The organism is Sphingomonas changnyeongensis, assembly GCF_009913435.1.
GTDB lineage: Bacteria > Pseudomonadota > Alphaproteobacteria > Sphingomonadales > Sphingomonadaceae > Sphingomonas_B > Sphingomonas_B changnyeongensis.
In genome coordinates this window covers 305406-331900 of record NZ_CP047895.1, presented here as the reverse complement: position 1 = coordinate 331900, position 26495 = coordinate 305406, and the positions used below count along the sequence as shown (strand labels likewise).

Annotated in this window: 30 protein-coding genes; 19 read left to right on the top strand and 11 right to left on the bottom strand. The window is 68.0% G+C overall.

Annotated features, from left to right (window positions below; genetic code table 11):
- Position 1 precedes the first annotated feature (1 nt).
- The 3 genes from fliP to GVO57_RS15340 are packed head-to-tail and all read right to left on the bottom strand — an operon-like array spanning position 2 to position 1541.
- Positions 2-751, bottom strand: coding sequence for a flagellar type III secretion system pore protein FliP (fliP, locus tag GVO57_RS01645; RefSeq protein ID WP_160591314.1), 750 nt, complete (start codon positions 749-751; stop codon positions 2-4).
- 2 nt (positions 752-753) lie between these two features.
- Positions 754-1404 carry a flagellar biosynthetic protein FliO gene (locus GVO57_RS01640; RefSeq protein WP_160591313.1) on the bottom strand — a complete coding sequence of 217 codons (651 nt, stop codon included), beginning with the start codon at positions 1402-1404 and terminating at the stop codon, positions 754-756.
- Positions 1404-1541: a FliM/FliN family flagellar motor C-terminal domain-containing protein gene (locus GVO57_RS15340; protein ID WP_327785533.1), complete on the bottom strand. Its 138-nt coding sequence runs from the start codon at positions 1539-1541 to the stop codon at positions 1404-1406. Before GVO57_RS15340 ends, GVO57_RS01640 begins: the two co-directional genes overlap by 1 nt.
- A 214-nt stretch (positions 1542-1755) precedes the next feature.
- Here GVO57_RS15340 and flgC point away from each other — a divergent pair, with 214 nt between their 5' ends.
- From flgC to flhB, 5 genes are read left to right on the top strand one after another with little or no spacing between them, the layout of a single operon-like run.
- Positions 1756-2163, top strand: a complete 408-nt coding sequence (gene flgC, locus GVO57_RS01630) for a flagellar basal body rod protein FlgC (RefSeq protein WP_160593760.1) — start codon at positions 1756-1758, stop codon at positions 2161-2163.
- Positions 2164-2186: 23 nt separating this feature from the next.
- Positions 2187-2516 (top strand): flagellar hook-basal body complex protein FliE, encoded by a 330-nt coding sequence (locus GVO57_RS01625; protein WP_160591312.1) that lies wholly within the window; start codon positions 2187-2189, stop codon positions 2514-2516.
- 1 nt (position 2517) lies between these two features.
- Complete coding sequence (locus GVO57_RS01620) at positions 2518-2781, top strand: flagellar biosynthetic protein FliQ (RefSeq protein WP_160591311.1); 264 nt, start codon at positions 2518-2520, stop codon at positions 2779-2781.
- 4 nt (positions 2782-2785) lie between these two features.
- Positions 2786-3541 (top strand): flagellar biosynthetic protein FliR, encoded by a 756-nt coding sequence (fliR, locus tag GVO57_RS01615; protein WP_160591310.1) that lies wholly within the window; start codon positions 2786-2788, stop codon positions 3539-3541.
- A gap of 3 nt (positions 3542-3544) precedes the next feature.
- On the top strand, positions 3545-4618 hold the full coding sequence (flhB, locus tag GVO57_RS01610) for a flagellar biosynthesis protein FlhB (RefSeq protein ID WP_160591309.1): 1074 nt from the start codon (positions 3545-3547) through the stop codon (positions 4616-4618).
- 72 nt (positions 4619-4690) lie between these two features.
- Here flhB and GVO57_RS01605 read toward each other — a convergent pair whose 3' ends face one another.
- Positions 4691-5062: a flagellar assembly protein FliX gene (locus tag GVO57_RS01605; RefSeq protein ID WP_233281593.1), complete on the bottom strand. Its 372-nt coding sequence runs from the start codon at positions 5060-5062 to the stop codon at positions 4691-4693.
- Between the two features lie 119 nt (positions 5063-5181).
- Here GVO57_RS01605 and GVO57_RS01600 point away from each other — a divergent pair, with 119 nt between their 5' ends.
- The 3 genes from GVO57_RS01600 to GVO57_RS01590 are packed head-to-tail and all read left to right on the top strand — an operon-like array spanning position 5182 to position 7003.
- Positions 5182-6276 (top strand): flagellar basal body P-ring protein FlgI, encoded by a 1095-nt coding sequence (locus GVO57_RS01600; protein ID WP_160591308.1) that lies wholly within the window; start codon positions 5182-5184, stop codon positions 6274-6276.
- Positions 6276-6584 (top strand): rod-binding protein, encoded by a 309-nt coding sequence (locus GVO57_RS01595; protein ID WP_160591306.1) that lies wholly within the window; start codon positions 6276-6278, stop codon positions 6582-6584. Before GVO57_RS01600 ends, GVO57_RS01595 begins: the two co-directional genes overlap by 1 nt.
- Positions 6581-7003, top strand: a complete 423-nt coding sequence (locus GVO57_RS01590) for a flagellar biosynthesis protein FlgN (RefSeq protein ID WP_160591304.1) — start codon at positions 6581-6583, stop codon at positions 7001-7003. Before GVO57_RS01595 ends, GVO57_RS01590 begins: the two co-directional genes overlap by 4 nt.
- Positions 7004-7177: 174 nt before the next feature.
- On the opposite strand, the gene GVO57_RS15335 is transcribed toward GVO57_RS01590, so the two are convergent.
- Complete coding sequence (locus GVO57_RS15335) at positions 7178-9817, bottom strand: hypothetical protein (RefSeq protein ID WP_327785532.1); 2640 nt, start codon at positions 9815-9817, stop codon at positions 7178-7180.
- A gap of 605 nt (positions 9818-10422) precedes the next feature.
- Here GVO57_RS15335 and GVO57_RS01575 point away from each other — a divergent pair.
- The 8 genes from GVO57_RS01575 (at position 10423) to GVO57_RS01540 (ending at position 19985) form a co-directional block, all read left to right on the top strand.
- Positions 10423-11457 (top strand): flagellar motor switch protein FliG, encoded by a 1035-nt coding sequence (locus GVO57_RS01575; RefSeq protein WP_160591300.1) that lies wholly within the window; start codon positions 10423-10425, stop codon positions 11455-11457.
- An 18-nt stretch (positions 11458-11475) separates the two neighbouring features.
- Positions 11476-12126, top strand: coding sequence for a FliH/SctL family protein (locus tag GVO57_RS01570; RefSeq protein WP_160591298.1), 651 nt, complete (start codon positions 11476-11478; stop codon positions 12124-12126).
- A 253-nt stretch (positions 12127-12379) separates the two neighbouring features.
- Positions 12380-13945, top strand: coding sequence for a flagellar basal-body MS-ring/collar protein FliF (fliF, locus tag GVO57_RS01565; protein ID WP_160591296.1), 1566 nt, complete (start codon positions 12380-12382; stop codon positions 13943-13945).
- Between the two features lie 15 nt (positions 13946-13960).
- The gene (gene fliN / locus GVO57_RS01560) at positions 13961-14314 is read left to right on the top strand and encodes a flagellar motor switch protein FliN (RefSeq protein WP_160591294.1); all 354 of its coding nucleotides are present in this window, start codon (positions 13961-13963) and stop codon (positions 14312-14314) included.
- Between the two features lie 45 nt (positions 14315-14359).
- On the top strand, positions 14360-15634 hold the full coding sequence (locus tag GVO57_RS01555) for a sigma-54-dependent transcriptional regulator (RefSeq protein WP_160591292.1): 1275 nt from the start codon (positions 14360-14362) through the stop codon (positions 15632-15634).
- A gap of 3 nt (positions 15635-15637) precedes the next feature.
- Complete coding sequence (gene flhA / locus GVO57_RS01550) at positions 15638-17719, top strand: flagellar biosynthesis protein FlhA (RefSeq protein WP_160591290.1); 2082 nt, start codon at positions 15638-15640, stop codon at positions 17717-17719.
- Between the two features lie 101 nt (positions 17720-17820).
- Positions 17821-19311 carry a flagellar hook-length control protein FliK gene (locus tag GVO57_RS01545; RefSeq protein WP_160591282.1) on the top strand — a complete coding sequence of 497 codons (1491 nt, stop codon included), beginning with the start codon at positions 17821-17823 and terminating at the stop codon, positions 19309-19311.
- Between the two features lie 11 nt (positions 19312-19322).
- Positions 19323-19985 carry a flagellar hook assembly protein FlgD gene (locus tag GVO57_RS01540; protein ID WP_160591280.1) on the top strand — a complete coding sequence of 221 codons (663 nt, stop codon included), beginning with the start codon at positions 19323-19325 and terminating at the stop codon, positions 19983-19985.
- A 425-nt stretch (positions 19986-20410) separates the two neighbouring features.
- Here the strand turns inward: GVO57_RS01540 and GVO57_RS01535 are convergent, their stop codons facing one another.
- The 6 genes from GVO57_RS01535 to flgF form a co-directional block, all read right to left on the bottom strand.
- On the bottom strand, positions 20411-20737 hold the full coding sequence (locus GVO57_RS01535; RefSeq protein ID WP_160591279.1) for a hypothetical protein: 327 nt from the start codon (positions 20735-20737) through the stop codon (positions 20411-20413).
- 169 nt (positions 20738-20906) lie between these two features.
- On the bottom strand, positions 20907-21308 hold the full coding sequence (locus GVO57_RS01530) for a hypothetical protein (RefSeq protein WP_160591278.1): 402 nt from the start codon (positions 21306-21308) through the stop codon (positions 20907-20909).
- Positions 21309-21473: 165 nt separating this feature from the next.
- On the bottom strand, positions 21474-22241 hold the full coding sequence (gene flgH, locus GVO57_RS01525; RefSeq protein WP_407695735.1) for a flagellar basal body L-ring protein FlgH: 768 nt from the start codon (positions 22239-22241) through the stop codon (positions 21474-21476).
- 29 nt (positions 22242-22270) lie between these two features.
- Positions 22271-22720, bottom strand: a complete 450-nt coding sequence (gene flgA, locus GVO57_RS01520) for a flagellar basal body P-ring formation chaperone FlgA (RefSeq protein ID WP_160593757.1) — start codon at positions 22718-22720, stop codon at positions 22271-22273.
- Between the two features lie 5 nt (positions 22721-22725).
- Entirely contained in the window at positions 22726-23511 is a 786-nt protein-coding gene (gene flgG / locus GVO57_RS01515; RefSeq protein WP_160591277.1) for a flagellar basal-body rod protein FlgG, read from the bottom strand.
- 36 nt (positions 23512-23547) lie between these two features.
- Complete coding sequence (gene flgF, locus GVO57_RS01510) at positions 23548-24294, bottom strand: flagellar basal-body rod protein FlgF (protein ID WP_160591276.1); 747 nt, start codon at positions 24292-24294, stop codon at positions 23548-23550.
- Positions 24295-24431: 137 nt separating this feature from the next.
- Here flgF and GVO57_RS01505 point away from each other — a divergent pair, with 137 nt between their 5' ends.
- From GVO57_RS01505 to GVO57_RS01495, 3 genes are read left to right on the top strand one after another with little or no spacing between them, the layout of a single operon-like run.
- Positions 24432-25019 (top strand): flagellar basal body-associated FliL family protein, encoded by a 588-nt coding sequence (locus GVO57_RS01505; RefSeq protein WP_233281426.1) that lies wholly within the window; start codon positions 24432-24434, stop codon positions 25017-25019.
- Entirely contained in the window at positions 25016-26005 is a 990-nt protein-coding gene (locus GVO57_RS01500) for a FliM/FliN family flagellar motor switch protein (RefSeq protein WP_327785531.1), read from the top strand. Before GVO57_RS01505 ends, GVO57_RS01500 begins: the two co-directional genes overlap by 4 nt.
- A gap of 24 nt (positions 26006-26029) precedes the next feature.
- On the top strand, positions 26030-26446 hold the full coding sequence (locus GVO57_RS01495; protein WP_160591274.1) for a DUF6468 domain-containing protein: 417 nt from the start codon (positions 26030-26032) through the stop codon (positions 26444-26446).
- The last annotated feature ends 49 nt before the right edge of the window (positions 26447-26495 follow it).

Here is a 26495-nt window from a genome sequence, read left to right as displayed (position 1 = left end):
CTCAGGTGCCGAAGCTGCGGACCAGCGAGCCGGCGATCAGCGCCCAGCCATCGACCAGCACGAAGAAGATGATCTTCATCGGCAGCGAGATTGACGGGGGCGGCAGCATCATCATCCCCATCGCCATCAGGATCGCCGACACCGCCATGTCGATGACGAGGAAGGGCAGCAGCAGCAGAAAGCCGATTTCGAACGCCCGGCGCAGTTCGGAAATCATGAAGGCGGGAATGAGCGTCGACAGCGGCGTCTTTGCCGCCGGCACCGGCTTTCCCGACAGGTCCGAAAACAGCTTCAGATCATCGGCGCGGACATGGGTGAGCATGAACTGGCGGAACGGTTCCGACGTGCGTTCGAACGCCACCTCTTCGGTGATGCGCCCGTCATTATAGGGTTTGACGCCGTTCTGCCACGCCGCCTCGAAGGTCGGCGTCATCACGAAAAACGACAGGAACAGCGCCAGGCTGATCAGCACCGGGTTGGGCGGCACGCCCGGCGCGCCGATCCCGGTGCGCAGCAGCGACAGCGCGACGACGATGCGCGTGAAGCAGGTGACCGTCATCAGGATGCCCGGCGCCAGCGACAGCACGGTCAGCATCATGACCAGCTGGATCGCCCGGCTGGTCAGCGAGCCTTCGCCCAGACTGATCGTCGCCGATGCGCCGGCCGCGGCATCGGCGCCCGCCGCCTGCGCCCAGGCGAGGCTGGGCGCGAGCAGGCACACCGCCAGCAGCATCAGCTTCAAAAACCGCATGTTCAGGCCGCCTTGGCGAGGCTGCGGCGGCGCACGCGGCGCGGCGCGGTCGGCGTCATCTGCACGACCGTCAGCGGTGCCGCAGGGGCAGGGGCGGCAGCAACCGGCGCTTCCGCCTCGGGCGCCGCGTCACCGGCAACCGGCATGTCCGGCCCGTGCAGCACCAGCCCGGCCAGCGCCGACACGCTGTCGATCGCATCGCCCGCAAGGGTGAATGCCGGGGCGGTATGTTCGGCCAGCCGGTCGCGCGCGCCGTCGACCATCTGGGCAAAGCTGTCGCGCATCTGCGCCAGCTCGGCCTTGGTCTGGGCCATGGCGGCGGCTGCGGCGGCGCGCTTTTCCTCGGCGATGCGCAGCCGCTCTGCCTCGGCCGCATGGTCGATATCGTCGCGCAGGATCGTGCTTTCGATGACCAGATTGCCCTCGGGCGCGATCAGGATCAGATGCTCGCGCCCGTCGCGGCGCAGCAGGGCAACCGAACGGCGCGCGTCGAGCGCGGTGCGCTCCACCAGTTCGATGCGCCCCGGCTGATGGCCGCCGAACCGGCCGGGCAGGCGCAGATTATAGCGCCGGACCGCCCACAGCCCCACCGCCATCAGACCGAGCACCAGCAGCAGCGCCCCCAGCATCCGCATGAGTGCGAACAGGTCCATCAGCCGCCCCGTTCGACCATATGGGTGATTTCCAGCGACATGCGGTCGCCGTTCACATGCACCTTGCCGAGTGCGATCAGCGTGCCGTTCACATGCAGCTCGCTCGGATCGTCATAGCCGCAGTCGAGCGGGATCATGGCCCCCGGCCCATGGTAAGGATGTGACGGATGGGCAGGCGGGTCGAGCCCAGCACCACCGACATTTGTACGCTGACTTCTTCAAGCGCCGACATTGCGGTCTCCCTTTCACCTCGACTTATAGGAGAGATTTTCCGCCTGCCCGGCCCGACTAGGCAAAATCTGCCTATAAGGAGGGGGAAGCGGCCGGGCAGTCCCCGGCGGGAGCCTGATGATGGACCTGAAGACCAGTACCGATATCTCAGCATCCGGCCTCAGGGCGCAGAGCCTGAGGATGCGGGTGATCGCCGAGAATCTCGCCAATGCGGATTCGGTGGCGCGCACGCCGGGGGGCGACCCGTATCGCCGCCGCGTCGTGGTGTTCAAACCCGATGTGAAGGGTGCCGAGGGCGCGACCAGCGTCAAGGTCAGCACCATCACCACCGACAAATCGGCGTTCCAGCGCATCTACCAGCCGGGTCATCCGGCGGCGGACGCGCAGGGCTATATCCAGCGCCCCAATGTCAACGGGCTGGTCGAAAGCGCCGACATGCGCGCCGCGCAGCGGTCCTATGAGGCCAATCTCAACGCCATCGAGGCCGCGCGCACGATGACGATGCGCACCATCGATCTGATCAAATAATCGCCACTTACAGGAGTATCACTATGTCGCTTGGCGCACTTGATGCGGCGTCGGCCTATGGCCGCGCGCTCGGGGTCGGGACGGGGCTGAAGACCGGCGGCGCTGCCGCTGCGGGCGGGGCCAGTGCCGGCGAGGAAGGCGGCTTTGGCGCGATGGTCGACAATCTGGTGTCGAACGCCGCCGACAGCCTGCGCACCGCCGAAGCGGCGAGCGCCGCCCAGGTGGCCGGCAAGGGCGACCTGATCGACGTCGTGACCGCGATCGGCGCGGCCGAAACCGCGCTCGATACGGTGATCGCGGTGCGCGACAAGGTGGTCAACGCCTATACCGACATCATGCGGATGCAGATCTGACATGGCGGCAGCCGATGTCATGGAGATCGCCAGGGCAGCACTGATGCTGATCCTGGCGGTCTCCGGCCCCTTGCTGATCGCGTCGCTGATCACCGGCGTCGCGATCGGCCTGTTGCAAGCACTGACCCAGATCCAGGAAATGACGCTGACCTTCGTTCCCAAGATCCTGGTGATGGGTGTCGTGCTGCTGATGACGCTGCCGATGATGGGGCAGGCGCTGTCCGGCTTCATGGCCGAGATTGTCAGCCGGATCGTGAAGGGCTGAGCCTATGTATGCCGATCTGCCCGTCCAGGCGACCGGCTTTCTGATCCTGTTCGCGCGCGTCGGCGCGGTGCTGATGCTGCTGCCGGTGTTTTCCGAAGATGCGGTGCCGATGCGCCTGCGCCTGATGGGCGCGCTCGGCATGACGGCGGCGCTGTGGGGGCTGTTGTCGGCGCGCGTCCTGCCCGTGGCCGGCAATGATGCGCAGCTGCTTGGGCTGGTGCTGGTCGAACTGGGCATCGGCCTTGCGCTCGGCATGCTCGTCAAGCTGCTGTTCCAGGCGATCATCATGGCCGGGGCGATCATCAGCCTGCAGACCGGGCTCAGCTCGGCACTGGTGTTCGACGCCTCGCTCGGCGGCCAGACGCCGCTGCTCGCCAAGCTGATCGCGCTCGCCGCCGTGCTGTTCTGCATGGCGATGGGCCTGCATCACATGTGGATCGCGGCGATCGTGCGCTCCTATGAGTTTTTCCCGCTCGGGGTCGTGCCCGATGCCGGCGAACTGGCGCGGCTGGCGGTCGCGACCACCGGCAAGGCGATGATGCTGGCGGTGAGCATCGCCGGGCCGTTTCTGGTCTATGGCATCGTGTTCAACGTCGCGCTCGGCCTGTCGGCGCGGCTCGCGCCCGCGATCCAGATCTTCTTCATCGCGCAGCCGCTCAACATCCTGATCGGCATCGCGCTGCTCGCCGTCACCATGGGGGCAATCCTCACCGCCTTTTCGGCATCCTTTGCCGAATGGATGAGCAACGGCTTCGCCTGACCGATGGCAGAGGCCGACAAGGATCAGAAAACCCAGGAGCCGACCGCCAAGCGGCTCGAGGATGCGCGCAAGAAGGGCGATGTCGCCACCGCCCCGGAAATGCGCCATGCGATCATGTTCGCGGCCATGTTCACCGTGCTCGGATCGCTGGGGCTGGGCGCGCTGACCGCGCTGGCGCGGATGGCGGTGCGGATCTGGAGCAATGCCGACCAGATCCGGCTCGATCCGCTCGATGCCAGCCGCTTCGCCATCCACATTGCAGCAGAACTGATGATGGCGATCGGCCCGGTGCTGGCCGTGCTGTTCGGCTTTGCCCTGCTGGTCGGGTTTTCGCAGGGCATGCCGACCATCGCCTGGGCGCGCGTCAAACCCAAATGGAGCAAGCTCAATCCGTTCACCGGCTTCAGCCGCATTTTCGGCAAGCAGGGGCTGGTCGAGTTCGCCAAGACGCTGGCCAAATCGGCCGCGGTCATCGCCATCGGCGTGTTTGTGCTGTGGCCGCATGCCGCCGCCATCGACTCGCTCGTTGGCATGGAACCGATCGAGATTGCGCGCACCGCCGCCGCGCTGGTCGTCACGCTGGTCAAATGCGTGCTGGTGCTGGTCGGGGCGATCGCCGCGTTCGACTTTGTCTATCAGCGCCGCGCCTTCCTCGCCAAGATGCGCATGACGCTGCAGGAGGTGAAGGACGAGCATAAGGAAAGCGACGGCGACCCCAAGGTCAAGGCGCGCCAGCGCCAGATCGGTCTCCAGCGTGCGCGCAAGCGGATGATGGCGGCGGTGCCGACGGCCAGCGTCGTCGTCACCAACCCGACCCATTATGCGGTCGCGCTCAAATATGAACATGGCGCGATGCGCGCGCCGATCGTCGTCGCCAAGGGCGTCGATGCCATCGCGCTCAAGATCCGCGAGGTCGCGGGCGCGGCCGATGTGCCGATCATCGAAAGCCCGCCGCTGGCCCGCGCGCTTTATGCAAGCGCCGAGATCGACCGGCCGATCCCGGTCGAGCATTATGCGGCGGTTGCCGAGATCATCTCCTACGTCATGAGCCTCGCCCGCAAGCGCAAGGCGGCGTAAGCGCGCCGCTACCGGCGACAGACAAGAAGAAGAGGGCGCAAGAACGCGGCGACAGCGTCGCGGCGTCGCCGTTCAGCCGCGCCGTTCGAGCTTGGCGAGTTCAACAAGGATGCGCAGCTCGATCTCGTCGAGCAGCGTCGACAGCGCCGTATCCGGTGAGCGGTCGCGCCGGCGCGTCCATTCGCGCAGTTCGCGCAGCTTTTGCGGGCCGACAGTGCCGGCGATGAGCGCGCGGTGCAGCGTTTCGAGGGCATTGACGCCCTGTTCGGCCTGGCGGGCAATCTCTGCCCGGCGGTCGGGTTCCGGCCCGGCGGCGGCCAGCGCCACCAGCATCTGCACCGACTGGACGGGCGGGCTGACCGCGCTCTGCCCGGCGGGGGGCGGCGGGGCTGCGCCGGGCTGGAACTGCGGCGCATCGACCCGCTTCGCCGGATGAACGGCGATCAGGGCCTGAAGCAGCGCGGCGGTTCCCTCGATACGCAGTTTTGCCTCCTGACCGAAAAAACGGCCTTTCTTCTTCTATAAGAGAAAAGAGTGCCGTTTACCCTTTTCGACGGAACATTATGCGTCTTCTTCCCCTGCTGGTCCTGATCGCCGCCCTCTGGCCGCAGACGCGCGCCGATGCGGCCCCGCGGATCAAGGATATCGTCACCGTCGAAAATGTCCGGTCCAACCAGCTGGTCGGCTATGGCCTGGTGGTCGGGCTGGCGGGCACCGGCGACCGCGTGCTCAACACGCCGTTCACCGAGGAATCGGTGCAGGCGATGCTCGAGCGCATGGGGGTCAATATCCGCGGCACCCAGCTGCGCATCCTGAACGTCGCCGCCGTGTCGGTGACGGCGACGCTGCCGCCCTTTGCCCGCGCCGGATCGACCATCGATGTCCAGGTCTCGGCGATGGGCGATGCGACCAGCCTGCAGGGCGGGACGCTGATCGCCTCGGTGCTCAAGGGGCTGGACGGCGAGGTCTATGCGGTGGCCCAGGGTCCGGTCGCGGTATCCGGCTTTCGCGCCCAGGGTGCGGCGGCACAGGTCAATCGCGGCGTGCTGACGTCGGCGCGCATCGCCGGCGGTGCGATCGTCGAACGCGAAGTGCCCTATGCGCTGCGCTCCGCCACCAGCCTCAAGCTTGCGCTCCACAATCCCGATTTCACCACCGCCCAGCGCGTCGCCGCCGCCATCGGCCGGCGTTTTCCGGGCGCGGCGGCGGTGCTCGATCCGGCCACGGTCGAACTGCGCGCGCCCGATGAGCGCACGCCGCTGATTGACCTTTACGCCCAGGTCGAAAATCTCGAGGTCGCGGTCGACCAGCCGGCGCGGATCGTCATCAACGAGGCGGCGGGCACCGTCGTCATGACCGCCGATGTCAAGGTCAGCCCGGTCGCCATCGCCCAGGGCGGGCTGACGATCAGCGTGTCCGAAGCGCCGGTCGCGTCCCAGCCCGAGCCGCTGTCCGACGGCCAGACGGTGGTGCTGCCGCGCACCTCGATCGAGGTCGATGACGGCGCCAACCGCTCGCTCGGCATGGTCGAGGGCACGTCGCTGCGCCAGCTGGTCGGCGGGCTCAATGCGCTGGGCGTCAGCCCGCGCGACCTGATCACCATCCTTCAGGCGGTCAAGAGCGCAGGTGCGCTGCAGGCCGAGATCGAGGTGCAATAATGTCCGGCATTCCGCCCCTGCCTGCCCAGCCGGCAACGGCCCCCGCGCCCGCTGTCACCGAAGACCCCGGCCGCGCCCGCGCCGCCAAGACCGCGCGCGAGTTCGAGGCGGTGTTCATCGGCCAGATGACCAAGCTGATGATGGAAAGCGTCGAAGTCGGCGACCAGTTCAGCGGCGGGCATGGCGAGGAAATGTTCCGCGGCATCCTGGCCGAACAGCTGGGCAACGAGATTTCACGCCGCGGCGGGCTTGGCCTTGCGCCCGCGGTGATGGACCAGATCATCCGCCTTCAGGGACAGACAAAATGATCGATGACATGATCGAGACCATCCAGTCGCTCAATGCGCTGATGCGCGAGGAGACGGGGCTGCTCGCCACCGCCGGGCGCAGCCGCGACATCGAGCCGGTCGCAGCCGCCAAGCTGAAGCTGACGGCAACGCTCGAGACGCAGATGGCGGCCCTTGCCCGCGAACAGCCGGACTGGCGCGAGACCATGGCTCCCGAGCCGCGTGCGGTGCTGATCGAGGCGCTGGACGAGCTGCAGGATGTCGCCGCCGACAATGCCCGGATGCTGTCGCGCCAGATCGACCTGTCGCGCGACATCATGGATGCGATTGCCGAAGAGGCAAAGCGCCTGTCGGGCACCCGCCGCCAGACCTATGGCGCGGCCGGCGGGCTGTTCGAAATGGATCAGGCGACGCCGATCTCGGTCAACACCAGCCTGTAACGTCGCGCGCGCTTGCCGCCCGCCAGACTGTTGCGCCCCCGGCCGGATGCGGCCGGGGGCGTTTGCCTGTCCGGCGATCGGCCCGCCGCTGCCATGCCGGCGGGCCGATGCCCGCAAACGCAAACGCCCCGGCGGGGCCGGGGCGTTCTGGTCATGACGGGGGTCTGACGATCGTCAGTTGCCGTTGCGGCCGATCGCGCTTTTGATCAGGCCCATCTGCTTGCGGTAGAGGCTGGTCATCGCCGTGAAATCGGCCTGCACCTGGCCCATGCGCAGCAGCTGGTCTTCGAGCGTGACATTGTTGCCATCGGGCTTGGTCTCGCTGATGTCGGTGTCGCGGATCACATTGCCGCCGATGCTCGGCCCGCGTGCGCCAAGCGCGGCCATGCTGCTGGTGATCGCGACGGTCGGCCGGGCAACTGCCGCGCGGCCTGAACGGATGTTGAGCATCGCGCCGAAATCGGGCGTGCGCACGTCGCGCGCCTTGTAGCCGGGCGTCTCGCTGTTGGCGATGTTTTCCGAAATCACCCGCTGGCGATCGGCCAGATGGCGCATCGACTGGGTGATGCCTTTGATCAGAGCGGGGGGCTGCGCCATTGGGTCAGAATCCGGTGAAGGTGGAGCCGCCGCCCAGACGCCGGAGCGCATCCTGATAGCGGCTGGCCTGGGCGGCGAGATAGGGCGACACCCGCCCGGTCTTGCCGCTGTCGTTGACGATCGCTTCCTTGTTCTTGTCCCAGAACAGCGAGCGGAAGGCGCTCTGCGAGGTCGAGAGCGCCGATTCAACGCGGCCAAGCGCCAGCTTGGCCCCGTCGGCGGTCGAAATGTCGAGCGCGGCCGACAGGTCCAGCCCGTAATTGCCCCCGGCCGCACGCGCGGCGCATTGTCGGGGATCGGGGCCGATGCGACCAGCCGCGCCGGTGCCATGCCCAGCTTCTGCAACGCGTCGCGGCCTTCGCGGCCGGCGATCAGCTCGATGCTGTTGCCGGCGCGCGCCTCGATGCGCAGCACATTGCCGTCGCCCTGACGCGGGGTCGAGATCGTGACCTCGCGGCTGGCGGCCAGCCGGATCCGGTCGGCCAGGCTGGTCAGCGTGTCGTTTGCCGCGATGGTGATGCGCCGCACCGCGCCGCCATTGACGCGGAACGAGAATTCGTCGCCGGGCCTGAGGCTCGTCTGCGCGACCAGCCTGGTCGAATCCTCCGGGTTGATCGTGCCGCGGCGGAAGCCGAACGCGCCGATCGCCGTGTCCGCGCCCGGGGCGGCGGCCACCTGCACCGCTTCGGTGCGCACACCGGCCCGGCCCCATTGATTGATGTTTTCAACCGTGCCGGTGCCGCTGTTCACGCGCGCGACAAAGCCGTCGACCGGCCCGGCACGGGTGCCGCCCAGATCCCCGGTCGTGCGGCCGCCGACATAAAGCGTGCCGCCCATGAAGGCCAGGCTGTCGATCTGATCGTCGCCGCCAGTGCCGATATAGCTGGTCGAGGCGTTGGACAGGCCGGGATTGAGGCGGGTGACAAAACCGTCGCGCGCGCCGCTCAGCGTGTTGACCTCGTCACCGGTGATGGCGGTCGAGGTCGCGCCGGCCACGGCGATGGTGCCGTCGCGGCCGATCGCGAGCGCGCGGGCATCGGCCTGTCCGAGGCTGATTTCACCCAGATCGGTCGACAGCGCGGTGCCGCTCATCCGGCGGACAACGGCATTGCCGCCTTCCGATGTCAGCGCGACCAGCGATCCGTCGCTGTCGACGCGGAGCGCGCGCACCGTGTCGCTGCTGCCGCTGTTGATCGTCCGGCGCTCTGCCAGCCGCCCGGTTGCATCGAGCCGCGCCAGAAAAGCGTCGCCGGTGCCGCTGGCGGCGCGGCCGCCGACAAAGATGCTGCCGTCATTGCCGACCGCGACTGCATTGGCGCTGTCTGCGCCGATCGAGCGCACGACGGTCGTGAACTCTTCGTCACCGGCGGCGCTGAACCGGGCGACCAGCATGTCGCCGTCGCTTGTCGCGCCGTCGAACGCACCGCTGACCGTGCCGGCGACGACGATATCGCCGTCGGCGGCGATGCTGATCGCCGCACCTTCGGCAGTCCCGCCCGCGCCCAGCGTGCGCTGCCAGATGACCTTGCCGTCGCTGTCCATCTTGGTCAGGAACAGATCGTCGCCGCCGTCCGACCGGTTGGCACCCAGATCGCCGGCGGTGGTGCCGACCATATAGGTAAAGCCCTGGGCGTCGGTCGCGACCGCGCGGGTGCGGGTGGGGGCCATCACCTGGACGGGTTCGGGCTGCTGGTCGGGCAGCAGCGGCTTGGGCGGCGGGCTCAGCTGCGCGCGGGCGGTCGCGGCCGGGTCGATCGCGCTGTAGCTGGCCAGCGTGTTGCGTTCGATCGCCCCGGTCGGGTCGTCGAACCGCATGATGCTGGTCGCGGTCGGCGAATCGAGCGGCGTCTGGCCGGCGGCGACCATCAGCGAGTCGCCCGCGCCCACCTGGTTGATCGTCACCCGGTCGATGCCGGTGCCGTTCATCTGCAGACCCCAGCCATCGGCGGTCTTCACCGGCTTGAAGCTGATCGGCCAGCGCGGAAGCGGGTTGCCATCCGCGTCATTCACGACATCGCCATTGGAGTCGCGCTGCGGAATGGCGGCGATGGCGGCCGAAAACGCTTGCGCGATGCTGTCGAGCGTCGGCGGCTGCGGCGTATCGGCCAGATCGACGGTGACCGTGTCGGTGGTGGCGCTGCTGCCGCGGTTGAGCGTGATCGAAAAGCGCTCATTGCCGCCAAGGCCGGGCAGGGCCGCGGCGCGGTCCTTGACCACCGCCTCGCCATTGACCTGGGTCGAGGCGGGGCGGCCACTTCCACGCTTTCGGCGCGGCGTGCCGGCTGGCCAAAGGCGATCGACAGCTTGTCGCCGGGGGCGCTGGCAAGGAACGCCTGCAGATCGGCGATCCCGCGCGCGAAGGTCGTCTGCAGCGACGTGCGCTCGGCGACCGAACTGGTCTGGCGCATCGCCGTCTGGGCAAGCACGCGCAGCCGGTCCAGTGCCTTGTAGGTGGTGAACGCCGTCTGCACATCGGGCGGCAGGGTGGGGCCGATCTGGCGCACGCTGTCGATGATCGTCGACATGCTGCGGATGGCCGCCACCTGCACCGACAGCGGCGCGGTGGTTTCGGGCTGGCTCCATGGCGGGGTGACCGGCTTCAGCGTGAACTGCGCCTTGGCGATGCGTGCCGCGCGCGTCTCAATATCCGCCGAAGGCGTTGCAAGACCGCCAAGATTTGTCCCCGAAAGCAGGGACAGGCCGATCACGCCCTGATTGAAATTGATCGTCATAGTGCGCCGAACGTTCGTTGTTGCTCCTCTATAATAGATTGAGTGGAACGCCGCCGGTGCGGTTAACCATCATTTCTCTGGGGATTTTTAATGGCTGTCACGCTTCCGGTCGCCGAGCCGCCCGAGCTCAAGAAATATAGCGGTCCGCAGCGCGCCGCGGCGCTGCTGCTGGTGCTGGGCAAGGAACATGGCGCCCCGATCTGGGAAAGCCTGTCGGTCGAGGAAGTGAAGGAACTGTCCTCGGCGATGTCGCAGCTCGGCCGGCTGCCCTCGGCGGTCGTCGAATATCTGCTGGTCCAGTTTTCGGCCGAAGTGTCGAGCATGGCGTCGCTCCACGGCTCGCACGAGACGACCGAGCGGCTGCTGGCCGGGATCATGCCGCCCGACAAGGTGCGCGAGATCATGGAGGACATTCGCGGTCCCTCCGGGCGCACCATGTGGGACAAGCTGTCCAATGTCGGCGAAAGCGTGCTCGCCGGCTATCTGAAGAATGAATATCCGCAGACCGTCGCCGTCATCCTGTCGAAGCTGAAGCCCGACCATGCCGCGCGCGTGCTCGCCGAGCTGCCGCGCGATTTCGGCGTCGATGTCGTCACCCGCATGCTGCGCATGGACACCGTGCAGAAGGACGTGCTGCAGGAGGTCGAGTCGACCCTCAAGACCGAGTTCATGAGCAACCTGTCGCGCACCCAGCGCCGCGACCCGCATGAGAGCATGGCCGACATGTTCAACGCGATGGACCGCGCGACCGAGGAAGCGATGCTGAACGCGCTCGAGGAGCGCGCGCCCGAATCCGCCGAGCGGATCCGCGCGCTGATGTTCACCTTCGAGGATCTGACCGCGCTGCTGCCCGAAGCGATTGCAGCCGTGGTCAAGAATGCCGACAAGAAGACGATGGCGCTCGCGCTCAAGGGCGCGCCGGAAGAGGCGCGGCGCGTGTTCTTTGGCGGCATGACCGAGCGTGCGGCCGGGATGCTACGCGACGACATGGCCAATATGGGGCCGGTGCGCGCGCGCGATTGCGAAGAGGCGCAGAGCCAGCTCGTCCGCCTCGCCAAGACGCTTGCCGCCAAGGGCGAGATCGTGCTCGTCGATCCCAAGAGCGACGACGCGGTCATCATCTGATCCGGGAAGGCACCAGCCATGTCGATGCACGTCAAGCCATTTGCCTTTGACCGGGTGTTCGCCGTTCCGACGGCGGAGGCCGAACGCAGCCCCGAGGCGCTCAGGCTGGAGATCGAGCATCTCGAGCTCGAGGTGCTGCGGCTCAAGCGCGAAATCGAATCCGAAACCGCGCGCGCCCGGGCCGAGGCGTTCCAGCAGGCGGTCGATCAGGTGCGCGCCGAGCGCGAGGCGGCACTGCTCGCCGCGGTCGATGCGCTCCAGGCCGGGTTCGAGGCGATGGACGAACGCCTCGACGCTGCCGAGGAAAGGCTGGCGCGCGAGGGCGGGGCGATCGCGCTTGCCGCTGCCGATTATCTGGCGGCGCGCGCGCTTGCCGATGCCCCGACCGCGGCGATCGACGACGCGATCGGCCGGGTGCTGCGCCAGGTGCGGCGCGGCCAGCCGGTGCAGATCCGCGTCCATCCCGATCTGGTCGCCGATGTCGAGGCGCTGGTCGCCGCGCGCCAGAGCGCCGACCGCCGCCGCCTGAACCTGACCGTCGTCGGCGATGCCGGCCTCGGCCTTGGCGATGCGCAATTGCTCTGGGATCAGGGCGGGCTGGCGCTGGACGCAGAAGCGCGCCGTGCCGCCGTGGCGCAGGAAATGGCGGCGCTGTTCCCGGGCGACTGACCGGCCGACGACATGCCGTTGCATCGGGCGATGCGGCCCCGGCCCGGATACGGGCCGGGGCCGTTTGCCTGTCTGCGCCCGGCCATGTGCAGCGGTTGCGCCCGCCCCGGCAAAAACTGCCGCCTTCGGGAAAAAACTGCCGGGCCGCGTTCTATAATGAGCCGGTAGGGCGCCACCGCCCGCGGGAATGAGGCCGGTCTTGGAATCTCTTCGTTCGTTTATCGCAAAGATCGGCGCCGGGCGGATCGCCCTGATGGGGGCTGTCGCCACGGCGCTGCTTGTTGCCTTTGCCTGGATGTCGCTGCCTGGCGCTGCGGGTCCGATGGGCTATCTTTATACAGAGCTGGAACCGGCGGCCGCGCAGACCATCGCCGACAAGCTGAAGGCCGAAAATGTGCCCTTCCAGCTGTCCGCCGACGGCACCGCGATCATGGCCCCGGTCGACCGGCTGGCCGATCTCAGGATGACGATGGCGTCGGACCGGCTGGGCGGCAAGATCGGCTATGAGGTGCTCGACGCCGAGGAGCCGTTCGGCGTCTCGTCCTCGCGCGCCAAGATCAACGAGACGCGCGCCATCGAGGGCGAGCTGGCGCGGTCGATCCGCAGCCTGCAGAATGTCGCCCAGGCGCGCGTCCATATCGTCATGCCCGACCGCAGCGTGTTTTCCACCCAGCCGCGCCGCGCGACAGCGGCGGTGACCGTCAAGACGCAAGGCCGGCTGTCGGGCGAGAATATCCAGGCGATCCGCTATCTCGTCTCCTCCTCCGTGCCCGAATTGTCGCCCGAAAGCGTGTCGGTCATCGACCATACCGGGGCGCTGCTGGCGCGTGCGGGCGAGGCGGGGGCGGGGTCCGCCGGCGATGCCGATGAGCGCCAGCAGGCGGTCGAGGCGAAGCTGCGCCAGCAGATCGAAAGCCTGCTCGAACCGATTGTCGGCGCCGGCAAGGTGCGGGCCGAGGTCGCCGCGATCATCGACCGCGACCAGACGCGCGAAGAGGCGAGCACCGTTGATCCCGACAAGCAGGCGATCGCCCGCCAGGTCACGGTTGAATCGAACGACCAGAGCAACGAGACCGATGGCGGCGCGCCGCCCGCAACCGTCGCCGCGCAGCTGCCCGAAACCCAGGCTGCCGATGCTGCCGGGGGTGGCGACAGCCGCCGCGCCGCCCGCGCCGAGACGTCGGAAGACGTGACCTATGAGAACAGCCGCACCAACACCGTGCGGGTGCGCAGCCCCGGCAAGATCAACCGGCTGACTGTTGCGGTGATGATCGATCCGGGCGCGCAGGCCATGCCCGCCCAGCAGCTTCAGCGGCTGCAGCGGCTCGTTGAAAATGCCGTCGGCTTCGATGCCGAGCGCGGCGACAGCGTGGCGGTTGAAAGCATGAAATTCGCCGCCGCCGATGTCGCGGACGAGGGGCTGGACATCATGTCCTATGTGCCGCTCGACCAGATTTTCTCGGTGCTCAAGCTGCTGATCATCGCCGGGGTCGGGCTGTTCGCGCTGCGCCTGTTGCGGCCGCAATGGCAGACCAAGCTGGCCGAAGCGACGGCGGGCGGGGCGATGGGGGTGGGCGAGAATGCGACCCTGCTCGCCGCCGATGGCAGCCCTGCCGCGCTGCCCGGCGCGAACGATCCCGAAACGCTCAAGCTTGCGCTCGACAATGCGGAATCGCGCGGGGCGATGCTCGATCAGGAGATCGCGCTCGCCGAGGTCGACGGCAAGATCAAGATGTCCGCGATCAAGCGCATCGGCGACACCGTCGCCGCCAACCCGGGCGAGGCGACTTCGGTCGTGCGCCAGTGGATGATGAACTAAGGAGAGATGGATCAAATGGACGCGACCCCCTCTCAAGTCGTGCCGTCCGAGTTCGTGGAACTGGACACCGATTTCCCCGATCTGGCGCTGCCCAGCGACGAGCCCAAGGCGCTGTCGACCCGCACCATCCCGTCAATGGCCCCGGTCGAGGAGATCCCGGTCAAGGTGCAGGCGGTGCTCGGCGGTGCGCGGCTGCAGATCGCCGAGCTCCTGCAGACCCGTGCCGGATCGGTGATCGAGCTTGATCGCCGCGTCGGCGAACCCGTCGACGTCTATGTGAACGAACGGCTGATCGCGCGCGGCGAACTGGTGCTGATCGACGGATCGCTCGGCATCACGCTCACGGAAATCGTCAAGCAGGAGCGTTGAGGGGTGAAGCGGGGGAGCCGAACGAAAATCCTGTTGATCGGCGGCATGGCAGGCGAATTCCGCCTGGCCGCCAGCATGGCCCGCGATCTGGGGGCAGAGGTGCATCTGGCCTCGTCGTTCGACGAGGCGCTGGACGAGCTGCGCCATCAGGGCGGCGATCTGGTGATGGTCGAGGTCACGCTCGACGTCGCCGAACTGCTCGCCCGGCTGCGCTCCGAACGCATCGCGGTGCCGGTGCTGGCCTGCGGTGTCGATGCGCCCGCCGACCGTGCGGTCGCCGCGGTGCGCGCCGGGGCCTATGATTATGTGCCGCTGCCGCCGCAGCGCGACCTGATCGCGGCGGTGATCCTGTCGATCGGCGAGCGGCGCACCCACATGATCGGTGAGGATTCGCTGCTGAAGCGCGCCGTCGATTATGCGCTCGCTTTTGCCGGATCGAACGTGCCGGTGCTGTTTGCGGGCGAAAGCGGGACCGGCAAGGAAATGCTTGCCCGCCTCGTCCATGACGCGTCGGACCGGCCGGGCCGGTTCGTGGCCGCCGAATGCCTGGGCGTGGCGGCCGAAGTGCTCGAATCCGAACTGTTCGGCCACCGCGCCGGGGCGTTTCCGGGCGCGGTCGCGCCGCGCGCCGGCCGGCTGGCCGAGGCGGCGGACGGCACGCTGCTGCTGCGCAATGTCGATGCGCTGCCGCCGGTCTGCCAGGCGCGGCTGCTCGCCGCGCTTGATGACCGCAGCGGCGGTTCGGCGCGGATCATGGCGACGACCAGTTTCGACCTGAAGCAGCGCGTGGCCGAGGGCAGCTTCCGCGCCGATCTCCAGTCGCGGCTGGGGCTGGTGGTCGTCGACCTGCCGGCGCTGCGCGCGCGGCCGGGCGATATCGACCGGCTGGCGGTGTGGTTCGCCACCCAGCTGGCGCAGGAAAACGGGCTGCCCGAACGGCTGTTCGCACCCGAAAGCCTGACGCTGCTGCGCGGCTATGGCTGGCCGGGCAATGTCCGCGAGCTGGAAAATGTCATCCACCGCGCGGTGCTGCTGGCAAGGGGCGACATGATCGCGCCGGAGGACATCGTCCTTGATGACGGCACGCGCATCGCCCCCGCCGCGCTGGCGGTTGAGGGCGGCGACGGGTCGCTCAGCATCGACGGGCTGGTCGGCCGGTCGATGGCCGATGTCGAGCGCGAACTGATCCTGCAGACGCTGGAGAGGTGCGGCGGCAACCGCACTTCGGCCTCGACGATCCTCGGCATTTCGGTGCGCACGATGCGCAACAAGCTGCGTTCCTTCATGGAGGCCGGTTACCCGGTCTCGCCGGCGGTGTAAGCGATGCCCCCGCAGTTCCTCGACTTTCTGCAGAAGATCGGCGCCAATCGCGACATGGCGCTGGCCGGCGGCGTCATCGCGATCATCGCGATGCTCATCCTGCCGATGCCGCCCTGGCTGCTCGACCTCGGGCTGGCGCTGTCGATCACCTTCTCGATCATGATCCTGATGACGGCGCTGTTCATCGAGAAGCCGCTCGACCTGTCCGCTTTCCCGACGATCCTGCTCATTGCGACGATGCTGCGCCTCGGGCTCAACATCGCCTCGACCCGGCTGATCCTCGGCCATGGCCATGAGGGGCCGGATGCGGCCGGCGGCGTCATCGGGGCGTTTGGCGAGTTTCTGATCGGCGGCGAGGTGGTGATCGGCCTGACGATCTTCATGATCCTCATCGTCATCAACTTCGTCGTCATCACCAAGGGCGCGGGCCGCATCGCCGAAGTCGCGGCGCGGTTCAGCCTCGACTCGATGCCCGGCAAGCAGATGGCGATCGACGCCGATCTGTCGGCCGGCATGATCGATGAGGCCCAGGCGCGCGCCCGCCGCCAGGAAATCGAGGCGGAAAGCGGCTTTTACGGCGCGATGGACGGGGCGTCCAAGTTCGTGAAGGGCGATGCCGTTGCCGGGCTGCTGATCACCGCGATCAACGTGCTGGTCGGGCTGGTGATCGGCGTGCTCGTCCACGGCGTGCCGCTTGCCGAGGCGTTTCGCACCTATACGCTGCTGACCGTCGGCGACGGGCTGGTCAGCCAGATCCCGGCCCTGATCGTGTCGACCGCCGCCGGCCTGCTGGTGTCGAAGGGCGGGGTTGCCGGGCGCACCGGTGCCGCGCTCACCGCGCAGCTTGGCCGCTCGCCGCGCGCCTTTGGCATGGTCGCCTTCCTGATGGGCGCGCTGGCGCTGATGCCGGGCCTGCCCTTCATTCCCTTTGCAGGCTTTGCCGGGCTGGCCGGCTGGCTCGCCTGGTCGACCGCCCGGCGCAACGAGCTTGAGGCCGCGCGCGCGCGCCTTGAACAGGCGCAGGCCGAGGCGCAGCAGGCGCAGGAGGACGAGCCGATCTCGCGCACGCTCGCGATCGACGCGGTGCGGATCGAGCTGGGCTTTGGCCTGTTGCCGATCATCAATGAAAGCACGACCGATCCGCGCCTCGACGATCAGGTGCGCGCGCTGCGCCGCCAGATGGCGACCGAATATGGCTTTGTGCTGCCGTCGGTGCGGATCATCGACAATCTGGCGCTCAAGGCCAACGAATATATCGTCTATATCAAGGAAACCGAGGCCGCGCGCGGCGAGCTGCGCCTCGACAAGCTGATGGTCATCAATCCCGGCGGCGGCAGTGTCGGCCTGCCCGGCGACGATACGCGCGAACCGGTGTTCGGGCTGCCGGCACTGTGGATCGACCGTGATCTGCGCGAGGAAGCCGGGTTCCGCGGCCTGACCGTCGTCGATTGCGGGACGATCATCGCCACCCATCTGACCGAACTGGTCAAGGACAACATCGCCGACATGCTGTCCTATCTGGAAACCCAGAAGCTGCTGAACGAGGTGCACAAGGACGCCGAAAAGCTGGTGGCCGATCTGGTACCGTCCAAGATCACCATTTCGGGCGTGCAGCGCATCCTGCAGAACCTGCTGGCCGAGGGCATTTCGATCCGCGACCTGCCGACGATCCTCGAAGGCATCGCCGATTCGGTGCCGCTCACCAGCAATCTGGCGCAGATCACCGAACATGTGCGCAGCCGCCTGGCCCGCCAGATCTCGGCGCAGCAGGCGCGCGAGGGGGCCATTCCCATCGTCACCCTGTCGGCCGAATGGGACAATGCGTTTGCCGAAAGCATCATCGGCCAGGGCGAGGACCGGCATCTGGCCATGGCCCCGTCGGCGCTGCAGGGATTCATCGCGGCGGTGCGCGATACCTATGACCGGCTGGCCGGCATGGGCGAGATCCCCTGCATCCTCACCAACCCGTCGATCCGGCCGTTCGTGCGCTCGATCATCGAACGCGTGCGCCCGGCAACGGTCGTGCTGTCGCAAAACGAGATCCACGCCCGGGCGCGGATCCGCTCGCTCGGCACGATTGGCTGACAAACCGTCTATAAGAGTCAGGTTGGGCCATATGGTCCTGCGGCTCTGAACTGGAAGAGATCCGAATGGACATCAGTGCGCTTCTTTCCGGCACCGCACCCGTGACCCCGCCGGCCGGCACGGCCCCGGCCGCGACCGACGGCTTTGCCGCGACCCTTGGCCAGCTGCTGGCGGGGACGCCGGGGATTGCGGGCGGGGCGGGTCAGGCTGGCCCGGTGCAGATCGGCGGGCAGCAGGCAGCCGGCCAGATTCCGGGGCTGACGATCGGCCAGATCGCCAATGGCACGGCCCCCGGCGGCGAAAAAGCCGCCGGCCAGACCGTAAACGGGCTGGCGGCAAACGGGCTGGCGGAGGGGGGTGCCGGCGCGCTGCTGCCGCCCCGGCTTGTCGCCCAGCTGCCCGGCACGTCGCGGACCGCCTATCTGCCTGCCGACGCGGTCGAGGGCGGGGTGCCCGGCACCGCTGGCGCACCCGACGCACTTGGGACGACGCTGACCACGGCTCTGGCCGGGCCGGATGCCGCCACGAAGCTGCCGCGTCCGATTGCCGCCAACCTGCCCGCAGCGGTCGCTGCGACCCCCGACACCGGGCAGGGCGCGCCGCTGCCGATCATCTTTGACGATACCCAGTCCGATCCGATCGAGTTTCCCGACCAGCTGCCCGCGCTGCCCGGTTCCGCATGGGCCGCTGCCGCACTGGCCGGCCCCGCAGCCGGCGAACTGCCCGGTGAGCCGGCCGGCGAACTGGCCGCTGCGGACGAGGGCGAAGCGCTGCCGGCGGCCGATGGCCAGCCGGTGATGCTTGCCGCGCTGCCGCCAGAACCCGCGCTGCCGCCGGTCCGGCGCGGCGTGCCCGATCTTGACGGTCATGCCGCCGAAGCCGCCAAGGCTGCGGCGCCTGCCGCCGTTTCGGCACTGGACATGCCAGCAGCCGGGGCAGCGGAGGCATCGGCCCCGGCCGGTGCGGTGACTGAAATCGCCATGACCGCCGACACCCGTCAGCCGGGCGCGGGCAATGCCGCCCCGGCCGCTCAGATGCCCGCGACCCCGCCTGCGGCCCAGCCGGATGCTCCGGCCATCGCCGCTGCCGCGCCGCCGCCGGTTGCCGCCGCGCCGCAGGCCGTGGCCGCCCCCGGATCGGCACGGTCCGAAGCACCGGGCGCGCGCCTGGCGCTCGACAGCGATTTTGCCGCCCGCATGGGCGTCCAGATCGCGCGTCGCCTTGCCCAGGGCAGCGACGAGCTGACCGTGCGCATGGACCCGGCCGAGCTGGGCCGCATCCAGGTGCGGCTTGCCTTTGACGAAACGGGCGCGCTGCGCGCCGTGGTCGCCGCCGACAGCGCGTCGGTGATCGAGGCGATGCGCCGCGATCTGGGCGACATCACCCGTGCGCTTGCCGATGCCGGCGTCCGCGCCGACGGCCAGAGCTTCCGGTTTGACCGGGGCAGCCAGGATGGCGGCCAGGGCCAGTCGGCCTGGGCGCGCTGGCAGAATGCGCGCGGCACCGCCGCGCTGCCGGGCGACGAACCCGGCGCGCAGGAGCTTTCCTATCGCCCGGTCCGCCGCAACGGCCGGCTCGACCTGATCGCCTGAAGGAGTCTGCGATGACCGTCACCCCGACCAGCGCCGGCGCTGGCAATACCGCCACCCCCTCGGGCCTGTTCGGTGCCAATGGCGCCGATTTCAATCTGTTCCTGAATCTGCTGACCACCCAGCTGCAGAATCAGGATCCGCTCGATCCGATGGATACCTCGCAATACACCCAGCAGCTGGTGCAATATTCGCAGGTCGAGCAGTCGATCCAGCAGACCGGCGTGCTGCGCGACATCCTGTCGCGCCTGTCGGTGCAGGACATGGCCCAGGCATCGGGCCTGATCGGCCGCGAGGTCGAGTTCCAGAACGCGGTGTCGGGCCTGTCGGACCAGCCGGCGCAGTGGAGCTGGTCGGCCCCGCGCGCGGCGGCCAGCATGGTCGCGACCGTCAGCAACGAACGGGGCCAAGTGCTCGCCACCCAGCCGCTGACCCCGGGCCTTGACGGCCGGTTCAGCTGGGACGGGCAGCTGGCCACGGGCGCGCAGGCCCCGGCGGGCAGCTATACGCTCAAGATCGAAGCCAAGGATGCGACCGGTGCCGCCGTGCCGGTCACCGTGCGCAGCACGGGGCGGGTGCAGGACGTGATCGCCGATCAGGGCAAGCTGGCGGTTGGCGTGCGCGGCATTACCCTGCCGCTCGATCAGGTTGTGCGCGTCGCCGCCCCGGCGATTTGATCCACAGCAAAAAACGCCCCTTCGCGCGGGTTTACGGGCAGCTCGCCCTATAATGAGAGGGTGCGGTACAGCGGCGTGACAGCGTCCGCACCAGTGCTCGCCCCGGCGCCGACGGGCAATCGGGCAGCAAGACGGAACGGCAGGCTGATCCCCAACAGCCTGCCGTTTTTCGTATCCGGCGTCCGCCGTTCCGAAGATCGGCGTTCCCCGCACCTGGCAGGATGCGGGACCGCGCGACGCGGCGGCCGGGATATAGGATTTTGAGCGCAAGGCAGGACGGCAGTCAGAGATCCGCAGGGGTATGACGCCCGCGGTGCTGCCCATTTGGGAGATACTTCCGAGGCCCTCCCGCTCCAAGGGGTGTGAGGGAGAGCGGGAGGGCCTCGACCGGGACGCCCGTTGCCGGGACGCCCGATTGCTGGATGTCAGGCCGCGATCGAGCGCGGCAGTTGCATGACCGGGGCCGCATGGGCCACGGTGAAATCTTCAATCGCACAGCCCGGCAGACCGGCGGGTTCGCACAACAGCGCAATACAGTCCGCCACCGATGGGTCTTCGCGCGGCCCGATCGTCTCGGCAATCTCGTCGATCGTCATGCCGGCGGACAGCGCCTTGGCGGCCGCCGCAGCCCACAGGGAACCGGCGTCATTGACCGACAGCCGCACGGTCACATCGATTTCCCGCAGTTCCGCTGCGCCGTTCCGCGACGCGCCCTGGGCGATGCCGGAATGGTTGAACTCGCGCAGGTCCATTACGCTGCTCCACTAGCCGACGGCGCGTCACGCTGCGCTGGCCTGGCGTTGAGGGCGCCGGATCGGGCCGCGAGCATTTTCACCGCTCGTTTACCAATATCTGCCCGTGGGTGGTTTGAGACCACTCCGGTCTTTCCCTTAGCGTAGTTGTCCGAGGACGCATCGGCGGTCAGTGCAGCCGCATCTCGAGCGAGCGGCTGAGGCTGCGCGAATGGGCGATCACAAGGCAGAGTTCCGCGTAAAGCTTGTCCCAGAACGGCGCTGCAATCGTGAAGCGGCGGCCATGTTGCTGGGTGATGATGATGCGCGGCGCCGGTTCGCAAACCAGTTGGAAGCGCGACGAGAATGGACCCTCGCTATATTCATCGGGAAGGCCGGAAGGCAAAGCGAGGCGGGCCGACATGATGTAGCCGCCGAGAAGTTCGGTGCCATAGGGGTCGAGCATGATGCGCTCGTCCTCAGGACCGGCGGGATCCTCCAGCACGATCAGCGCGCCACCGGGATGCGCGTCGACGCTCACCCGCAGCGTGGCGCCCAGCGTATCGATGATGTCTCTGACCCGAGGGAACACAAAACCTCACAAAACCCTAATCGCATTATAGCGGGGCATGGAGCCGGCCCGTGCCGTGCGGCCAAAATCTTGGATCGCGTTGTCAGGGGCGTTGCCGTGCGCGGCTGCCGGGCGGGCCATTGGCGGGCGTGGCCGCAGCCGCGCCCGCGGGGTGAGGGGCCGGTGTCAGAACGGGAACAGCGCGTCGTAGATCTGCTGGGCCCAGCGCGTCTGCTGGAGATCGGTCAGCTGGCCGCGCCCGCCATAGCTGATCCGCGCCTCGGCGATCTGGCTGTGGCGGATGCTGTTGTCGCGGGCAATGTCCTGCGGCCGGATCATCCCGGTCAGGATCAGCTCGCGCAGTTCGAAATTCACCCGGATTTCCTGCCGGCCACGAATGACCAGATTGCCGTTGGGCAGGACGCTGGTGACGACCGCCGACATGGTCAGGTTGATCGTTTCGCTGCGGCTGGTGTTGCCCTGGCCGGCAGAGCGGCTTTCGGATTCGGATTCGACCAGATTGCCGGTATCGGGCTGGCCGGGCAGCACGTCCTGCAGCAGCCCTTCAAGCCCGAGCAGCGAGGCCAGCCCGGCATTTTCAGAGCTGGTGCGGCTGCGCTGGGTGGCATTGTCGACGATTGCCCGGTCCTGCACATTGATGCGGATCGTCAGAATGTCGCCCGTGCGGCTGGCGCGCTGGTCGCGGAACAGGCCGGCGGCGCCGGCGCGGAAGATCGATGCCGTCTGCACCGGTGCCTCGGCGGGCGCGGCACGCGCGCCGGCTTCGAGCCGTTCGTTCATGCCCGAGGTCGCGATCGACCGTTCCCAGGGCGGTGTAGGCACGTTTTCCTGCGTCGTCATCTTGGGCGGCTTGCCGACAGCCGCCAGCCGCCCGGCGGCGCCGCAGCCGGCGAGCGTGGGGGCCAGCGCCGCCATGAGCAGGGTGAGGGAAATGGACTTGTTCACGCGCCTGGCTCCGTTGATCAGTTGGCGGCGATGCGGACCGAGGCCGGGCCGTCGACCGCGCCTTCAAGCGTCTTGTTGCTGGGGGCGACGACGCGGACGACATCGCCCCGCCGTCCGTCGGACAGGGCACGGCCCTGCGCGGTGATGGTCAGCGCGCCGCTGCGCACGCGCAGCGTCACCGGCTCGCCGCGCCGCACGAGGCGCGGGGCCATGACGTCGCCCGACCGCACGACCGCGCCGGCATTCAGCCGCCGCGTCGCTTCCATGCCGGCGGCGGCATTGGCGGCAAGCGCGCCCGTCGTCTGGCTGGCCGGCACGTCCTGGGCGACGAAATCGGTCGTCGCGATGATCTCGCCGCGCTCGACCGGGCGGGCGAGGACGAAGGCGCTCGCCAGCGGCGCGGCCGGGGGAACGACCCCCGGCGCGGCACCGGCCATGCCGGCGAGCAGAAGCGCCAGACCCAGCATCGCCGTCACCGCAGCTGGCTGGAGGTGGCGAGCATTTCGTCGACCGTCTTCACCACCCGGCTGTTCATTTCATAGGCGCGCTGGGCGCTGATCAGCGCGGTGATTTCGGCGACCGGATTGACGTTCGATGCTTCAAGGAACCCCTGGCGCAGCATGCCGAAGCCCGGATCACCCGGCGAGGCGATGTTGGGCTGGCCCGACGCGGCGGTGGCAAGGAACAGGTTGCCGCCCTGCGCCTCAAGCCCCGCTTCGTTGACGAAGGTCGCCAGCTGCAGCTGGCCGACATCCTGCATTTCGGCCTGGCCGGCGACCTTGATCTGCACGATGCCGGTGCGTGAAATGCTGACATCGGTCGCCTGGGGCGGGATGGTCACGCCCGGCTGCACGGCATAGCCGTCGGCGGTCACCAGCTCGCCCTGGTCCGACAGCTGGAACGACCCGGCGCGGGTATAGGCGATTTCGCCCGAGGGCATCAGGATCTGGAAATAGCCATTGCCCTCGATCGCGACGTCATACTGGTTGTCGGTCGTCGTCATCGCCCCCTGTTCGGAGATGCGGTAGACGCCGCCGGTGCGCACGCCCGCGCCGATCTGGATGCCCGAGGGCGCACGCGCCTGCGGCCCGCCGGTCGCAGCACCCGGGCGCGCGACCTGCTGATAGAGCAGGTCCTGAAACTCGGCGCGCTGCTTTTTGTAGGCGGTGGTGTTCATGTTGGCGATGTTGTTCGAGATCACATCGACATTGGTCTGCTGGGCCAGCATGCCGGTGGCGGAAATCGACAGGGAACGCATCGGGTCTACTCCTGGAAAAAAGGGTCTGGGCGCGGATCAGCCGCCGATGCGGCCAAGCCGCTCGACGGCGCGCTTGCGCATGTCGTTGATCGCATCGGCCATGCGCTGGCTGGTCTGGTAGGAGCGCAGGATCTGGATCATGTTGGTGGTCTCGACGATCGGCTGCACGTTCGAGCCTTCGAGCCCGCCGGCGCGCAGCTTCGTCTCGCCGGCGGCGAGGACGCGGCCATTTTCCGCCGCCATCAGCCCGTCGCCGCGCGGCGTGACGCCGGCTTCATTGTCGAACACCGTGACGGCAATGCGCCCGAGCGGGCCGTCCGGCCCCATGATCGAGCCGTCATTGGCGATCGTGACGCGCCCGATCATCTCCGGCGGCACGGTGATCGGCTGGCCGCTATCGCCGCGCACCGGCTGACCGTTGCTGGTGACCAGCTGGCCGGTGTCGAGCAGCTTGAACTGGCCCGCGCGCGTGTAGCCGGTGCCGCCATCGGGCAGCGCGACCGCGAAATAGCCCTGGCCGTCAATGGCCACGTCGAGCGGATTGCCCGTCGCCTGAAAACCGCCGAGCGCGGTGTCGTGCACCGCGCCGAAATCGAGCACGAACGACACGTTGCGCGCATCGCGCGTCATCGCATCTTCGCCGCGCTTCAGCATTTCGTGGAACACCGGCTGCTCGCGGCGGAACCCCACGGTGCTGACATTGGCCATGTTGTTGGCAACCACGTCGAGCCGGCGGCGGAGCGCCTGTTCGTGGCTGAGCAGCACATAGGAAGAAATGTCCATCCTCACCTCGGCAAAAAAGCGCAGGATCGGCTGGCACTAGGCAAGTTTTGCCGATCACCATCCTATAATAGGAGGGAATGACGCATTCGCGGTGCTGCCGGGGCGATTTACCGGCGAGCCCGCGAGAAGGGGATTTTGTGGCGAACCAGAAGACGAAGCTGCCGGACGGTCTGAGCGAGGCCGGCGACACCAAGGATGGCGGCGCGCCGGGTGCGGATGAAAACGCCGAAGCCGGTGCCTCGCCCAATCCGAAGAAACGCAAGCTGATCATCATCGGCGCGGCTGCGGCGCTGCTGGTGGTGGGCGGCGGCGGCGGCGCGCTGTTCATGATGTCGGGCGGGGACAAGCCCAAGGCCGAAGAGTCCGCCGAGGCGGAAGAGGAAGAGGCCCCGGCCGAAGGTGAGGGCGAGGGCGAAGGCAAGGAGAATGTCTTTGTCGACACCCCGCCGATGACCGTCAATCTGCGCACCGCAGATGGCAGCGCGCGGTTCCTGAAGGTTCATTTCATGCTCGTGCCCGGCAAGGCGACGTCGGAGGCGATCACCAAGAAGCTGCCGCTGGTGCTCGACAGCTACCAGCCCTTTCTGCGCGAACTCAGGCCCGAGGATCTGTCCGGTTCGGCCGCCACCTTCCGCATGAAGGAGGAAATGCTGATCCGCGCCAACGCCGTGCTCGGCAAGGCGGCGGTGCGCGACGTTCTCATCCAGGATCTTACCCAGCAATGAGCGATCCGTTCGAGGAGTTCGAGCTGCCCGAGCCCAAGCCGATGGAGATCGGCGCGGCGGGCGAACTCGACCAGTCCGATATCGACGCGCTGTTCGGCGACATTGGCGGCCCGGCGCCGACCAAGAGCGGCCTGCGCGCGGTCATCGAATCCGATATCGTCAATCACGAGCGTCTGCCGATGCTCGAGGTGATCTGCGACCGGGTGATCCGCAGCTTTGCGACCAATATGCGCAACCTGACCTCGGACGCGATCGACGTCACGCTCGAGGAGGTGACCGGCACCCGGTTCGGCGAAATCATGAACCGAGTCGCGCTGCCGGCGATGTTCGGCGTGTTCAAGGTGCGCGAATGGGAAAACTTCGGCATCATGGTCGTCGAGCCGAGCCTGATCTATTCGGTGGTCGATGCGCTGCTCGGCGGCCGCAAGGGTGCCGGCCAGCAGATGCGCGTCGAGGGGCGCGCCTTCACCACCATCGAAACCGCGCTCGTCGCGCGGATGATGCAGCTGGCGCTCAATGATCTCGCCCAGGCCTTTGAACAGGTGACGCAGATCTCGATCGATCTGGAGCGCATCGAAAGCAGCCCGCGCTTCGCCGCGATTGCCGGCCCGTCCAACGTCACCGCCGTCTGCACCTTCCGCGTCGAGATGGAGGGACGGGGCGGCAAATTCTCGTTCCTGCTGCCGCACACCACGCTGGAGCCGGTGCGCGACAAGCTGCTCCAGCGCTTCATGGGCGAGAAATCCGGGCGCGACGGCATCTGGGAAACCCATATGGACCGCGAGCTGCGCAAGACCGAGCTGTCGCTGCGCGCCGTGCTGTCGGAACGGATGATGAAGCTGCAGGACGTGCGCGACCTGCAGATCGGCGAGACACTGCCGCTCAACAAGCATCCCGACGACCCCTCGAAATCCATTGTTCGGGGATCAAGCTGGGCGTTGCCCAGCTTGGCCAGCGCAACAACAGCATCGCCGTGCGCATGCTGACCGACATTGCCAGGAACTGATCCGATGAGCTTTGCCACCACATCCAATATCGTCACCGTCATCCTGTGCATCGCGGTGCTCGTGCAGTCGATGCGGATGATGCGCAGCCTGACCGCGTTCAAGACCGCCGATCTGCCGGCAACGGTGCAGGCGCTGGAGACGGCGACCGGCCATGCCCGCCAGGTGCTGTCGGAGCTGAAGGACGTGCTGCGCCGCGAGGCCGATCCCTCGATGCGCCGGCTGGGCGAGGCCGAGGCGATCCGCGACGAGCTGAAGGTGATGATCGACATCGCCAACGCAACCGCTGACCGGCTGATGGACAGCGCCAGCGCCGCCCGCAAGGCCGAGGCCGATCTGGCTGCCGCGCGCGGCCCGGCCGAGGGGGCGGAGGCCGATCCTGCGGCGGAAGCCAATGCCGATGACGACCGGGTGATCGCATGATCGTTCGCCCGTCGCTTTTGATGCTGACCGCGCTTGCGGCCGGCGCATC

What these genes read in the sequence shown, in the direction of transcription:
- GVO57_RS01595 (WP_160591306.1), top strand. Translation starts at nt 6,276, where the DNA reads ATGTCCGGCATTCCGCCCCTGCCTGCCCAGCCGGCAACGGCCCCCGCG.
- flgF (WP_160591276.1), bottom strand. Translation starts at nt 24,294, where the DNA reads ATGGACATTTCTTCCTATGTGCTGCTCAGCCACGAACAGGCGCTCCGC.
- GVO57_RS01620 (WP_160591311.1), top strand. Translation starts at nt 2,518, where the DNA reads ATGGCGGCAGCCGATGTCATGGAGATCGCCAGGGCAGCACTGATGCTG.
- fliN (WP_160591294.1), top strand. Translation starts at nt 13,961, where the DNA reads ATGGACGCGACCCCCTCTCAAGTCGTGCCGTCCGAGTTCGTGGAACTG.
- fliR (WP_160591310.1), top strand. Translation starts at nt 2,786, where the DNA reads ATGTATGCCGATCTGCCCGTCCAGGCGACCGGCTTTCTGATCCTGTTC.
- flgA (WP_160593757.1), bottom strand. Translation starts at nt 22,720, where the DNA reads ATGCTGGGTCTGGCGCTTCTGCTCGCCGGCATGGCCGGTGCCGCGCCG.
- GVO57_RS01555 (WP_160591292.1), top strand. Translation starts at nt 14,360, where the DNA reads ATGGCAGGCGAATTCCGCCTGGCCGCCAGCATGGCCCGCGATCTGGGG.
- GVO57_RS01590 (WP_160591304.1), top strand. Translation starts at nt 6,581, where the DNA reads ATGATCGATGACATGATCGAGACCATCCAGTCGCTCAATGCGCTGATG.
- GVO57_RS01570 (WP_160591298.1), top strand. Translation starts at nt 11,476, where the DNA reads ATGTCGATGCACGTCAAGCCATTTGCCTTTGACCGGGTGTTCGCCGTT.
- flgC (WP_160593760.1), top strand. Translation starts at nt 1,756, where the DNA reads ATGGACCTGAAGACCAGTACCGATATCTCAGCATCCGGCCTCAGGGCG.
- GVO57_RS15340 (WP_327785533.1), bottom strand. Translation starts at nt 1,541, where the DNA reads ATGATCCCGCTCGACTGCGGCTATGACGATCCGAGCGAGCTGCATGTG.
- GVO57_RS01500 (WP_327785531.1), top strand. Translation starts at nt 25,016, where the DNA reads ATGAGCGATCCGTTCGAGGAGTTCGAGCTGCCCGAGCCCAAGCCGATG.
- flhB (WP_160591309.1), top strand. Translation starts at nt 3,545, where the DNA reads ATGGCAGAGGCCGACAAGGATCAGAAAACCCAGGAGCCGACCGCCAAG.
- GVO57_RS01535 (WP_160591279.1), bottom strand. Translation starts at nt 20,737, where the DNA reads ATGGACCTGCGCGAGTTCAACCATTCCGGCATCGCCCAGGGCGCGTCG.
- GVO57_RS01575 (WP_160591300.1), top strand. Translation starts at nt 10,423, where the DNA reads ATGGCTGTCACGCTTCCGGTCGCCGAGCCGCCCGAGCTCAAGAAATAT.
- GVO57_RS01625 (WP_160591312.1), top strand. Translation starts at nt 2,187, where the DNA reads ATGTCGCTTGGCGCACTTGATGCGGCGTCGGCCTATGGCCGCGCGCTC.
- GVO57_RS01600 (WP_160591308.1), top strand. Translation starts at nt 5,182, where the DNA reads ATGCGTCTTCTTCCCCTGCTGGTCCTGATCGCCGCCCTCTGGCCGCAG.
- GVO57_RS01495 (WP_160591274.1), top strand. Translation starts at nt 26,030, where the DNA reads ATGAGCTTTGCCACCACATCCAATATCGTCACCGTCATCCTGTGCATC.
- fliP (WP_160591314.1), bottom strand. Translation starts at nt 751, where the DNA reads ATGCGGTTTTTGAAGCTGATGCTGCTGGCGGTGTGCCTGCTCGCGCCC.
- GVO57_RS01540 (WP_160591280.1), top strand. Translation starts at nt 19,323, where the DNA reads ATGACCGTCACCCCGACCAGCGCCGGCGCTGGCAATACCGCCACCCCC.
- flhA (WP_160591290.1), top strand. Translation starts at nt 15,638, where the DNA reads ATGCCCCCGCAGTTCCTCGACTTTCTGCAGAAGATCGGCGCCAATCGC.
- fliF (WP_160591296.1), top strand. Translation starts at nt 12,380, where the DNA reads ATGGGGGCTGTCGCCACGGCGCTGCTTGTTGCCTTTGCCTGGATGTCG.
- flgG (WP_160591277.1), bottom strand. Translation starts at nt 23,511, where the DNA reads ATGCGTTCCCTGTCGATTTCCGCCACCGGCATGCTGGCCCAGCAGACC.
- GVO57_RS01640 (WP_160591313.1), bottom strand. Translation starts at nt 1,404, where the DNA reads ATGGACCTGTTCGCACTCATGCGGATGCTGGGGGCGCTGCTGCTGGTG.